This window comes from Pokkaliibacter sp. CJK22405 (genome assembly GCF_046614695.1).
In the GTDB taxonomy this organism is placed as follows: Bacteria; Pseudomonadota; Gammaproteobacteria; order Pseudomonadales; family Balneatricaceae; genus Pokkaliibacter.
In genome coordinates this window covers 65,192-78,181 of record NZ_JBKKHQ010000014.1, presented here as the reverse complement: position 1 = coordinate 78,181, position 12,990 = coordinate 65,192, and the positions used below count along the sequence as shown (strand labels likewise).

Here is a 12,990-nt window from a genome sequence, read left to right as displayed (position 1 = left end):
TGCATACCTGGCTTTTTTATGCGGAGGCACAAAACAGGCGGTCGGCTTACTGCGCCTGCAAAACAGGACCTGCAGCCGCTGCGGATGACACAGAACCTGCTGGAAGAGACGTTGATGGCGCAGAGGTTTGTGAATCCGCATTCACCGCTTCGGACTGACTGCCGAGCATCGCTGACTGGGATGCACTGCCCTCTTCCTCAATACCGTGACTGACAACCGCAGGCGGATGATCGATGTCGGGATAGAAGCCATCATGCCAGCTTTCAAGCGTCACCACCGTGGCCGGCACACCATTGGCGTAGAACCAAGAATCCACCACATAGCGCTGGTGTGTGGCGACATCCTCGATGGTCGCGGCATTGTGCGGGCCGAGGAGTTGCAATAGCCCGCGGTGCGCAGGATACGCAGGTCGATTAAAGTGCAGCAGCCCCATCTGGTCCATCAGCATCAGCGCGACAGAGGTGTTGAGGGTTTCAGCGACGCAATCCAGCTGATGGTTGCCGGAAAAGATGCCGGAGTTGCCCGGAGCGTCGAACTGGGTTTCCGCTTTCGGACCATTGATGCGCTCAAGCAAGGCAACTGCCTGCGAGATATCCTCACGTTCATCCTCGGCGGTCGCCGGTGCAGGCTCAAACTGAGACTTGATTTGCGCCTGCTCAGCCTCGCTCAGGGTCAGGGTCGTGCGCTTGGTACAGCCCATGGAAATACAGACTTCAAACTTGCTGAGCTTAGGCGCTGCATTCAACTGATAAGGCTGAAAATAGTTGCTGACCTTCTGCTGGGTCGCGCAACCACTTAACAAGAGAGCACCGACGGCCAGCGATACGCCCAATAGCGATTTCACAATGGGCAGTGAGTTGGTCAGCGCTTTAGTAAACTTCCTGTGCATCAACATTCCGGGTTCAAACATCCTGTGCGAATCAGCCATTAAACAGCCCGCTATTAAGACCCAAAGCCGGGGCTCAGGTCAAAATAAAGCATGTCCACATTGCCCTGCTGATCCGACACACTGAGTTGATAATGCCCAGACTTCTCGATTTGCAGTGTCAGCGCACCGGCCGGACTCGCCTTGCCGATATAACGCCCATCCAGATACCAGAAACGCTCGCCACTCCCCCCCAAAGCACGAAGGTTAAGTGTCAGCTCATGATGCTCCCCGGGAACCCGCAGCAGACTGTCCGGCGAAACCGAGGTGATTTGCAAAGGCTGACGATCCGCTTCCAGCAGTTCACAACCCGCAGCCGCAGCAGGCAAACGCTGCTGACGCCGCCAGTCACTTGGCAACCAGGGTTCCAGTGCGGCGGGCCAGAGAATGAGAGTACTTGCCTTCAGAGCTTGACCTTGGGCACAGGCAGGCTCTGCACGCCGGCCCTGATCCGTCAGCCACAGGGTTCGCACAATGCGCGACCCCTGAAGCCCCGGCTGAGCCTCAAGTGTGGGGGGGATGGTATCGTTCACGACCCAAGCCTTAAGCCTGCGCATGCAGCCATCGCGGTTGACCGGGTTACTGGCCGCCAGACCCGAGGGCCAGCAAATCTCCTGCTCCGTCACACCTGCTGGCTGGGTTAGCGGGCGCTGCCCGGCGTTGGCCAGCGTCTGGCGCAAGGCAAAGAGCAGAGGAGCCGCAGTCGTAGCGCCCTGATCACCGGGACTGGGGCTGCCATCGGGGCGACCTACCCAGACACCGATAGTCAGATTCTGCGTGACGCCTATCGCCCAGGCATCGCGAAAGCCGTAGCTGGTGCCGGTCTTCCAGGCCATTTGCCAGGGCCTCTGAATCAGCGATTGCAGCAAAGGGTTGGGGTGCCGAGCCAGCATACGCCAGGCCACCCAGGCCGATGCTGGCGAGACAAGATAACGAGACACCTGAGGGTCCGCTTCGGTAAGGCGTGCAGTGGCCGCCAGCCCCTGATTCGCCAGGGCAGAGTAAAGCCCGACCATATCCAGCAGGCGCACGCCAATACCGCCCAGAATCAGGCTTTCGTTGGGGTTTCTCGCTCCCGCACCATAGAGTGTCAGGCCGCCCTGCTGTAAGCGCGAGGCAAAAGTACCGGGGCCAAGCGCATCCAGCACCTGCACCGCAGGGAGGTTCAGCGAACGCTGTAGCGCCTCTTCGACACTGACAGGCCCGCTAAAACCACCGCTGAAATTACGTGGCCTGTAAGCGGCGCGCCAACGGGGAATGTCCATCAGCAGTGACTGGGAATGAATCAACCCCTGATCCATCGCCATTGCGTACAGGAAAGGCTTCAGCGCAGAGCCCGGAGAGCGCACGGCTCGCCCCATATCCACCTGCCCCTGACGCTCCTCATCGAAAAAGTCCGCAGAACCGACATAGGCTTTCACACCGTGGCTTTGGTTATCCATCACCACCACGGCGATGGATTGTTCCGCAGCCAATCCCTGGCGATAACGCGCCACCTCGGCTTCCACACGTCGCTGCCAGCCGCCGTCAATCAGCGTCTGAATCCGCTGCGCCTCAGGTAAGCGCTGATGTAATTCGCGCGAAAAAATGGGGGCGATGAAAGGCGTCTCTGGGGTGAGAACCGCGACCTGCTCCAGTTTGGCATCAGCCACACGCTGCGCGGACCAGTGACCCTGGTCCACCATCCGCTCCAGCACTTTATCGCGCGCCAACCGCGCTCGCTCAGGATAGCGATCAGGCCGCCAGCCACTCGGACGCTGGGGTAAAACAACCAACAGCGCGGCTTCAGCATCAGATAGATGCGCGGCACTTTTGCCAAAATAGGAGTAAGCCGCCGCTTCCACCCCCACTAACGGACCACCAAAGGGTGCAGAATTCAGATAGCGGTTCAGAATCTGCGCTTTACTCTCATGCCACTCCAGCTGTAGCGCCCGCGCCATCTGCCGAAACTTGAGCCCCCAGGACCGTGAGCCCTGGCTATAAACCTCCGGCTCCATCAGTCTTGCCACCTGCATGGTCAGAGTCGAGCCACCGGAAACGATATGCCCGCTCAGAAGGTTCATGCCGGCAGCCCGCATCAGCGCCCAGGGGTTAATCCCCGGATGCCAGTAAAAGGCGCGGTCTTCATAGGCCAACAGCATGTCCAGATAGACTGGCGCCACTTCGCTATTGGCCACCGGATAACGCCAGTTGCCTTGTGGATCAGCAAAGCTGCGAAGCGGATGGCCGCTACTGTCCAGTACCACGGTGCTAAAGCCCGAAGGCTTCGGCAGTGGCCAGCGCTGATCGGCCCAGTAAAGGAGGAGGCAGGACAGACAACCCATCAGGAAGAGGCCAGAAAAAACGACCTTCCAGCGCTTGAGGGGACGGCCCAGCAGACTCAAGACGCGCCCACAGAATGAGAAAAGGCGAGCGCAAAGCGCCCGTCTGTTAGCAAAAGAAAAAGAGGCTTTCATGCCCATGCACCTAGCGCGGAGTCACCACCAGTGTTGTTGCCTTGCCCACATGGCGGATGTCCGGCTGATACATTACTTCGGCTGAAGTCCCGGGAATCGTATAGGTGCCAGCCGTCACTGCGCGGGCCAGATAATAAAGTGTCGCCACGCCTTCTGGCATTTCGATGGCCGCTGCATAGCGGTCATCACGGAACTCCTGATGGCGAATATCCTGATAAGCCATGGTTTCCTGCACAGAGTGATCATCGACTTTGACATCTTCCATCGCCGTGCTGTTGGCCAGATTCTGGTTTTCAAGCTCCAGCCCGGCGGGCAGGAGATCCTGCACCAGAATATGGTGGCGTGCATCTGATGCCTTGACCTGTAACCTGACCAGTACCAGCTCGCCGCTGAACAGCTGAAGGTTATCAGTTCCCTCCTGAAGCGCGATCACATCACCGGTCTCTGGCAGCAGATAACTGCGAGTCACACTGAGGCCATGATCCACCGGCGCGGGCGCCTGCTGTGAATAGCCCGTCAGACGAGCATCCAGATACACGGCCTCTTCACCTGCATTCCTGACCTTGAAGTGAGCGGCGGCATCCGCCCCCTGCAGACGAGAGTCAAAATTCGCCAGGCTCAGGGTATTCTCCTGAGCATCAGCGGCATCCCCCATCACCAGTGTCATGGTATCGCCCTGCTGCTGACGCAGCGCCTGCCCTACCAGGAAGAGGCTGTTACGTTCCTGGGTCGACAACCATCGCTCTTCCTGCAGGGATTTCTGCAGTTCCATGACGACTGGCAGCCATTCGTCACGAGGCTTTTCCTGCTCCATCAGCCAGAAAGCCGCCAGCGCCAGATCACGCGTGCGCGAGCCATAATCGGCGTAGTTGTGCGTTGTCTCGCCCAGCAGAGCAACCTCACCGGATTGCTGCCCTTGCAGTCCACGTGTGCGATCCCCTGCCAGTTCAAGTGCCAGCCCAAGTTGGAGTTTTGCCAGCCCCGGCGCAGAAGCCGGCAGCTGATCAAAGTAGGTACGCAGGCTTGCCAATGGTGCCTGATGCATCCGCGCAAGAATCAAACCGGCATAGGCCACCACTGAAGCCCGTGAAGCAGCGGGATCTTCACGGTAATAGGCATCGATCCACTCCGGATTACGCACATATTCCTGTAGGCGTTTGACCGCAGCAGTCAGGGTACTTTCAGGCACAGGATAGCCCGCCACCGAGGCACGCTGCAGGAAGTCGGTGACGTAGGCCGTCAGCCAGAACTCTTCCATACTGTCGCTGCTCCAGAGGCCAAAACCACCATTGCTGCGCTGCATGCCGGACAAACGCTGAATCGCCAGTGTCAGAGCGGCGTTGCGCTTTTCACTGGTGCTGCCGTCCAGATGCAGTTGCGTCAGCAGCTCATCGTTCAGATAAAGCTGCGGGAAGACACCGCTCGTGGTCTGTTCAAGACAACCATACGGATAAGCCTTGAGTGTCGAGAAGTAATCCGCGATCACAAGAGGAGGCAAGCTGGAAAGCGACACATTAGCGATAACGGTGGAGGAGATCAGTGCCCCCACGGCATCCGTCGGCAGGCTAAAGGACTCACCGGCCTCCAGGCTTTGCTGCCACTGTTGATGCTGCTCAGCCCAGGCCGGACGCAGGCGAATCGACGTATCCTGCTCGATGGATGCCTCGGGCTGGCTCTCATCAGGGCGCTTGATGCCGGTCACACGCAGACGAAGCGGCACCAGCCCTTCGCCGACACCCGCAGTAAGAGGAACCCGGATTATGGCTTTCTGGTTCACGCCGACAGTCAGCGCCAGCGGCTTATCCTCTGCCCACTGCGTCGCATCGACTGCATCAATACCGCTAACCCTCGCCTTGCCCAACTCAAGAGCAAAGCGTTCATCATCCTTGTCCGTCCCCAGCTGCACTTGCAGGGTCTGGGCTTTGCCGGACAGATTATTCAGATCCACACTGACCGAGCTCTTGTCGCCCATCGCCAGGAAGCGTGGCTTGCTGATCTGGGCCACCACCGGAGCGGCGACGGTCAGCGCTTTTTCCGCAGAACCAAAATCCTGCTCGGAGAAGGCCACTGCCATCAGGCGAAGCTTGCCATTGAATTCAGGAATATCGAGGCTGATGACAGCTTTACCGGCCTCATCCACCGTCACCAGACCGGAGTACAGCGAGATAATCTGCACATCAGACGGCGGCTCTGAGCCACCACGGTTCAGGTCGGCATCACCGCCATAGCGCAGCTGCGCCAGCTCTCCTTCACCGCCTTCAATCAGATCATCAAAGGAATCACGATGCTCGGCACTGTAGCGACGTTGCGCGAACAGCCAGCCAAAAGGATCCGGGGTTTTAAAGCCGCTGATGCTGAGAATGCCTTCATCAACCGCAGCCAGAGTGACATGCACAGGCGTTGCACTTTCCGTGTCAGTATCTTGCGGCAGAGTCACCGTCACGGGAACGTCCAGATGAGTATTGGGCTCGATCTTCTCCGGTACATCGATGGCCACAGCCAGACGACGGCCTTCGCGGTTCAGAGCCACCGGAGTAATTCCCATCATGCGACGGGGCAGTTTTTCATCCTGAGAATCGCCGGGCTGAACCAGTGTCAGGCTGAGATAAAGGTCATGACGATTAGCCCAGGCAGGATCAAGCGTGATGTGTTCCCTGGCGCCCTCCGCCGGGATTTCCACCCAGCGGCGCATCAGCACCTTGTCAGAAACCAGCGTGAGGAAACCTTTACCGGCCGCCGGAGGCTGGATATCCACCACCATCTCATCGCCCGCGTTAAAGCTCTGCTGGTTCAGGCCAAGACCAATGCGGTCAGGGCGCCCCGCCAGCGCGGTTTGCTCTGACTGCCAACCGGCTTCAAAACGATAGGCGGTTTTAAGCCCGGTTTGAGGGTCTGTGACTTCCAGACGATAGCCACCCCACTCCACCGGCGCCTCAAGTTTGGCAGGCGAACCCGCCGCGATATCCAGCGACCATTGATTCACAGCGTACTCACGCACGGTATAGCTGGATTTCCAACCTTCCTGCTCAGACCACTGCCAGTGGTAATCGCGCTCTTCACGGATCAACTCCGCCTTAAGGCCGGCGCGCGCCTGCAGATCGGTGCCATTGGTCGCCACCAGCTCAAATCCGGCGGTGGAATTGCTATCGACCTGATCATCCTTAAAGAGCGGGCGAATCCCTACCAGCGTCGAGGCAGGTACGACCTGCACGCTCTTGCGTCGGGCCACCGGCCGGCCACCGCTATCCAGCAGATTTTCATAAAAGCGCAGTTCATAGGTGGATTCGGCTTTTTGCCAGAACGGCTCGGGAGTGAGAGAGGCTTTACCTTCTTCATCCAGGGACAGATCGTCCAGCTCCTGATTGCGTACCAGGCGCTCATCTTTGACGTTGCCGAAGAAGGTCGTTTTAAAGTTTTCAAAAGGATGAGGCTGGGGTTTTACCACCAGACGCGTCTGCACACGGTTATTGGCCGCAGGTGCACCGTAGAGATAACTCCCCTCAATGGCCACCTCCAGCTTTTCCTCGGGCAGCACAACTTTCGGCGCGCTCAGTTGAAGGCTCATACGTTCCGGCAGGAAATCCTCTACCTGCACGTTATACGCCTCCTGCGACTTATCTGGCAGAGTCACCACAAACTGCCAGGTGCCGGTTGGGGCATCCTTGGCGAGTGGGAAGTTTTGCTCATAGAAGCCTGCGGTCTGAGGCGCCAGGCGCAGGCTGCGTACCACGCGGCCATTGGGTTGTCGAAGCTCTGCCTGAAGGGGAACCGCAGGGACCGACTTGCCATCCTGATCACGCAGCAAGGCGGTCAGTGTCAGGGTTTCGCCGGGTCGATACAGATCCCGCGGACTGTAAATAAACAGGCTTTGCGCCTCATTGGGACGACCATCAGTGGAGAACTCGGAGAGATCAAGTTCCGGCCCCTGGAGGCGAATCAACGTCGTGTCAGCACCATGACGGGCAATCAGTAGCGCCGCTTTTTTCAGGATGGCATCGCTGCTGCCGAGTTTTGCCAGCCCCTGAGCATCGGTCTCTTTGCGTCCCAGCAGATGATTGTCGTTATCCAGCATTTCCAGACTGACATTCCCGACCGGCATGGCGGTGCTGAGGGAAGTCACCTGCGCAGTGACTTCCTTGGGGAAAATACTCAGCTGAACGCCAAGATCAGTGACCGCAAACCAGGTCGCGGTGAACTTCTCTCCATAACTACCGACTTCTCGAAGAATAGCCAGATAGATACCCTGCTCGGCAAATTTCGGATTGCTCTTGATCGGGATGTAACGGGTACCACGAGTATTCGCGGGCAATTTGAGGTCATAGCGGCCGGTGTAAACGCGCTCGGCACGCTCAAGTGTGCGCTCCAGCCCCCAAACATAAAGCTGGGAGTCATTACCGTAGCTGATCAGAAAATCGGCGATGGCATCGCTATTCAGGCGATAAAAGTCGATTTCAACATCATCCACATTCACCGCCGTGATCGGCAGCCCTTTAGTCAGCTTATGGGCCAGCATGTGACCGGAATCGGCAAAGCTCAGGACCTTTGGCATGGCTGGTGTGGTGATGTCCTGACGCAGAATGGCGCGGACACGATTCTCGATTTTAAGCTCACTGCCATCGGCACCGGGCAGACCTTCTCGCACCGTGATTTGATAGGTGGTGTCGGGTTGAAGGTAAGGGAAGTAAAGGCGCTTGCCGGTATCATCAGCAATCCAGCCGCCTTCGACGCGCTCGCCGTCTTTGCGAACCAGGTTCAGCCATTCGCTGAGATCCTGCTTCATGTCGACCGGTGAGGACAATACGATGGAAGCCGCCAGACTGCCTTTCCATGTGCCCTGACCAATATCAAGCACACGAAAATTCTGCTCGGCACTGACAGCCGCCGTCGCCACGGGCCCGGCGGCTTTTGCTGGCTCCACTGCTGCGGTGGCAGCCTGTTCCGCTGTCGAGCCAGACTCGTCATCCGCGGCAACAAGTGGCGTACTTATCATGACCAATGTCAGCGCCACTAGTCCGGGCATCCATCGCTTGCGCAAGGCGCGGCCTAATCCCTTCATACCCTCAGTCCTTTACTTTTTTTATACGGGGCATTTGCGCGAAGACATCAGGCACAGCCTACTCGGAGCGCAAAGACACAATTGCTGCTTATTCTAGCCAAAACGGGACAAATATCGGACACAAAAATGCCCGGATTTACCGGGCATTGTGATAACAGCGCTTCAGGCTTAGCTGACGATGCGGCCGAACTCATTGAAAAAGGTCGGGAACGTCTTGGAAGTGCAGCCAGGATCGTTGATTGTGATCGACGCAGTACCGAAAGAAGCCAATGCAAAACACATGGCCATACGGTGGTCATTGTAGGTATCAATGGCAGCATCAGTGAGTGATGCAGGAGGCTGAATGCGGATAAAGTCTTCACCTTCCTCCACCGTCGCCCCCACCTTACGAAGCTCAGTCGCCATCGCAAACAGGCGATCCGTTTCTTTCACACGCCAGTTGTAGATATTACGAATGCAGGTTTCGCCTTCAGCAAACAGTGCGGCCGTCGCAATGGTCATCGCAGCATCAGGGATGTGGTTCAGGTCGACATCCACTCCTTTCAGCTGACCATTGCCACTGACTTCAATCCAGGTGTCATTCCAGGTGACCTGAGCGCCCATCAGCTCAAGCACTTCTGCAAAGCGGGCATCGCCCTGAACACTGGCAGTGCCTGTGCCATGAACGCGCACCGGGCCACCACCAATCGCACCGGCAGCCAGAAAGTAGGAAGCCGAGGAAGCATCACCTTCGACCATGATCTGACCGGGGCTCTGGTATTTCTGACCTTCAGTGACCACGAAGGTGTTGCTGTCCGGCTGCGCGACGTTCACACCGAACTTCGCCATAACATCCAGCGTGATGTCGATGTAAGGGCGCGATACCAGCTCGCCATCAACACGGATGGTCAGAGTGCTTTCAGCATAGGGAGCGGCCATGAGAATCGCCGTCAGGAACTGGCTGGAGATATTGCCCTTGATGCTGACTTCGCCACCTTTAAGACCAGCAGCATGAATGCGAAGCGGTGGGTAGTTTTCATTTTCGAGATAGTCGATTTGGGCACCCGCCTGACGCAGACAATCGACCAAATCACCGATGGGGCGCTCTTTCATGCGCGGCTCACCGGTCAGCTCAAACTCGCCCTGCCCCAGGCACAACGCTGCCGCCAGTGGACGCATTGCCGTTCCGGCATTGCCCAGATACAGACTTTGGGCCTGCTCTGCGCTGATTGCCTGGCCTTGTCCAGTCATCCAGCACTGGGTGCGATCATCAGAAAGACGATAACTGACGCCCAGCTGTTTAAGCGCAGTCAGCATATGACGGATGTCGTCGCTGTCGAGCAGGTTGGTGATATGGGTTTCGCCCTCGGCCAGCGCCGCGAGCAAAAGAATACGGTTGGACAGGCTCTTGGAACCTGGCAGGGTCACTTCCCCGCGGGCAGTCGTCACAGGTGGGAGAGTCAGGGAGTTCATGCTCATCAGGCTCTTGTAATTGGCTAATCGCAAAGAAGCCCAACATTCTAGGCTCAGCGCCTGCCAATGTCACCTTTACCCCTGCGACAGCGGCGAATGACGAACGCAGAACGCCTCAGGGTTTAGCGCAGTGGGCTGACACTGCCACTACTTAGCAGACGACGCCCATGCTCCGCCAGCATCAACTCTTCATTGGTCGGAATGACCCAGACACCAATCTTACTGGTCGGCTTGTGCAGACTCTGGCGATTCTGCTCATTGGCAGCCGCATCCCAATCGACCCCAAGCCATTGAATGCTATCGAGAACCCGAGCACGAATACGGGCATCGTTTTCCCCCACGCCTGCAGTAAAGACGATGGCATCCAGCCCGCGCATGGTCGCCATCAGGCTGCCAATCTGCTGCACACAGGCATGAACGAAATAGGCAATTGCCTCTTCTGCTTCAGGCGTATCCGCGTCATGCAGCTCCTGCATGTCCGAGCTGATACCGGAGAGACCAAGCCAGCCACATTCTTTATAGAGAAACCGCTCCAGCTGATCCGGGCTCCAGCCTTCTTCTCGCATCAGATGAATCAGCACACCGGGGTCGATATGACCACAGCGCGTTCCCATGGGCAGCCCCTCAAGAGCGGTAAAGCCCATGGTGGTGTCATAGCTCTGGCCCTGCCGGATCGCACACATGCTGGCGCCCGCCCCCAGATGACAAATAATGACCCGACCATCGGCTTGTCGCGGCGCCAGTGACTGCAGCCTTTCAAATACGTATTCGTAGGACAGCCCGTGAAAGCCGTAACGCAGAATGCCCTGATCCAGATAGCGACGCGGAATGGCATGCAGCTGGGCCATACGAGGCTGTTCGGCATGGAACATGGTGTCAAAACAGGCAATCTGACGAATATCAGGCAACTGCTCGCGAGCGAGGCGAACCAGATTGAGGTTATAGGGCTGGTGCAGCGGCGCAAGGGATTCCAGCGTTTCCAGATTGGCGAGTACCGCATCATCAATACACACCGGGGCATTATAAAAACGTCCGCCATGGACGACCCGATGACAGACGGCATCCAGCTGGTGTTCCAGCCCGGCATCGGTAATCAACCCGATGATTTGTGACAGCGCTGCCCGATGACGCGTTTCAAGGGGCATGCCCTGCCAGCTCAGCAACTGGGTATTGGGCGTTTGCTTGTCCCACTGCCAGCGCACGCGAGGCGACTCATTCAGCTGGCTCAGGTGGTAATGCATCTCCTCATGCCAGTCATGGCCGTCAAATTGATATAACCGGGCTTTAACACTGGAAGACCCTGCATTGAGGGTGAGAATTCGCATCCTTTATTCCTCCGCCTGCATCAACTATTGCTCGGCCTGCATAAAGAGTGAAGCCAGCGCACAGGAGGCCAGACGCCCCTGAGTTTTCTCTGCACGACTGGTCAGAATCAATGGCACCCTGGCCCCCAGCACCACCCCGGCAGACTGGGCTCCAGCGAGATAAATCAACTGTTTGCCAAGCATATTGGCCGCTTCAAGATCCGGTGCAATCAGGATATCCACATCCCCGGCAACGGCTGAGTGAATGTGCTTATCTTCAGCCGCCTCGCGGGAAATAGCGTTATCCAGCGCCAGCGGGCCATCCAGCAAGCCCCCCTGGATTTGCCCTCGCTCGGCCATTTTGCACAGCGCGGCAGCATCCAGTGTGCTTTGCATTTTAGGGTTCACTTTCTCGACCGCCGCAAGAATTGCCACTTTAGGCTGGCTGATGCCAAGGCTTCGGCAGAAATCGATGGCGTTCTGCACGATGTCTTTTTTGATCTCCAGATCCGGCTGAATATTGATTGCCGCATCGGACAGGAACAGTGGCTTGGGATAGCTTGGCACATCGAAGATAAACAGATGGCTGAGTCGACGGTCGGTGCGAATACCGTATTCACGGTGCAGAATCGCCCCCAGAAACTCATCCGTGGATAAGCCGCCCTTCATCAGAGCCCGCGCCTCTCCTGCATGCACCAGTGCGCAGGCTTTTGCCGCCGCAGCATGGCTGTGTTCAGTATCGACAATACGCAAGGTATCAATCGGCAGCTCAAGCGTTTTGGCGGTGTCACGAATGCGAGCTTCAGGACCGACCAGAATAGCGCTTATCAGGCCTCGTTCGTGAGCTTCACAGGCGGCCTGCAAACTGTTGGGGTCAACGGGATGCACAATGGCGGTGGGCATAGGCGCCGTGTGGCAGGCTTGCTCGATAAAATAGGCAAGTTGCCCCTGGCGAGGAACACGACCGATATCGACTGTCATAGACACTCCCGATCCTGGGTCAGCACACCGGTGACAAGGAAAGCTCTTTCGAGCACTGCTACTGAAGCCGTACCGGTGCCGGTTTCAGGATCGAAACGCAAAGCGTGCAAACAATCGTCTGAAATTTTGCACCGTACAATTGTTTTGCATTGCACAGTTATTTTGCACTGCGCAGCTATTTTGCACTGCACAATGGGATGCACAAAAGACTACTCAGACTGACGGAGCGCTGCAAGCAGCACCCCGCACTTTCATCACCTCAGGCTTCTTTCAGCTTTTCGGTGTAAGGAGGCCAGCCCAGTGGCTTGCCTGCCAGCATGTGCAAATGAATGTGATAGACCGTCTGGCCACCGTGCTCATTACAATTCATCACCACACGATAGCCGTCCTCAGCCACACCTTCCTGACGGGCAATACGCGCTGCGGCGGTGAACAACTTACCCACCAGCTGCTCCTGCGCCTCAGTCACATCATTGATGGTGGCAATTTCGATCTTGGGAATAATCAGCACATGCAGTGGAGCCTGTGGATTAATATCCCGGAAGGCCAGAACATAATCGTCTTCATAAACGATATCGGCGGGAATCTCACGAGCGATGATCTTGCTGAATATGGACATGAACGAACCTTGTTCCTGAATGAAGCGACCAGCCAGTACCACGGCAACCTGAATGGCTTATCCGCGCCTGACCGCTGTTGCGCAAATCACCGGGCATAACCCGGTCAAAAATTACTGCACGGCATGCACTTTTCACCATGACAGCGCTAAAAATGTGCACGCGAAGGCAATCACATGTCAAACCATCATACGCCTTG

The 12,990-nt window shown here is 57.2% G+C and carries 7 protein-coding genes; all 7 read right to left on the bottom strand.

Annotated features, from left to right (window positions below):
- Positions 1 to 46: 46 nt before the first annotated feature.
- On the bottom strand, positions 47 to 889 hold the full coding sequence (locus ACKC9G_RS10780) for a hypothetical protein (protein ID WP_411405153.1): 843 nt from the start codon (positions 887 to 889) through the stop codon (positions 47 to 49).
- Positions 890 to 942: 53 nt separating this feature from the next.
- Positions 943 to 3,381, bottom strand: coding sequence for a penicillin-binding protein 1C (pbpC, locus tag ACKC9G_RS10775; protein WP_411405151.1), 2,439 nt, complete (start codon positions 3,379 to 3,381; stop codon positions 943 to 945).
- A gap of 10 nt (positions 3,382 to 3,391) precedes the next feature.
- The gene (locus tag ACKC9G_RS10770) at positions 3,392 to 8,437 is read right to left on the bottom strand and encodes an MG2 domain-containing protein (protein ID WP_411405149.1); all 5,046 of its coding nucleotides are present in this window, start codon (positions 8,435 to 8,437) and stop codon (positions 3,392 to 3,394) included.
- 168 nt (positions 8,438 to 8,605) lie between these two features.
- Positions 8,606 to 9,889, bottom strand: a complete 1,284-nt coding sequence (gene aroA, locus ACKC9G_RS10765; protein WP_411405369.1) for a 3-phosphoshikimate 1-carboxyvinyltransferase — start codon at positions 9,887 to 9,889, stop codon at positions 8,606 to 8,608.
- A 122-nt stretch (positions 9,890 to 10,011) separates the two neighbouring features.
- Positions 10,012 to 11,214, bottom strand: coding sequence for an acetate/propionate family kinase (locus ACKC9G_RS10760; protein ID WP_411405147.1), 1,203 nt, complete (start codon positions 11,212 to 11,214; stop codon positions 10,012 to 10,014).
- Positions 11,215 to 11,238: 24 nt separating this feature from the next.
- Positions 11,239 to 12,174, bottom strand: a complete 936-nt coding sequence (locus tag ACKC9G_RS10755; protein WP_411405145.1) for a bifunctional enoyl-CoA hydratase/phosphate acetyltransferase — start codon at positions 12,172 to 12,174, stop codon at positions 11,239 to 11,241.
- A 259-nt stretch (positions 12,175 to 12,433) separates the two neighbouring features.
- The gene (locus ACKC9G_RS10750; RefSeq protein WP_411405143.1) at positions 12,434 to 12,793 is read right to left on the bottom strand and encodes a histidine triad nucleotide-binding protein; all 360 of its coding nucleotides are present in this window, start codon (positions 12,791 to 12,793) and stop codon (positions 12,434 to 12,436) included.
- Positions 12,794 to 12,990 lie beyond the last annotated feature (197 nt).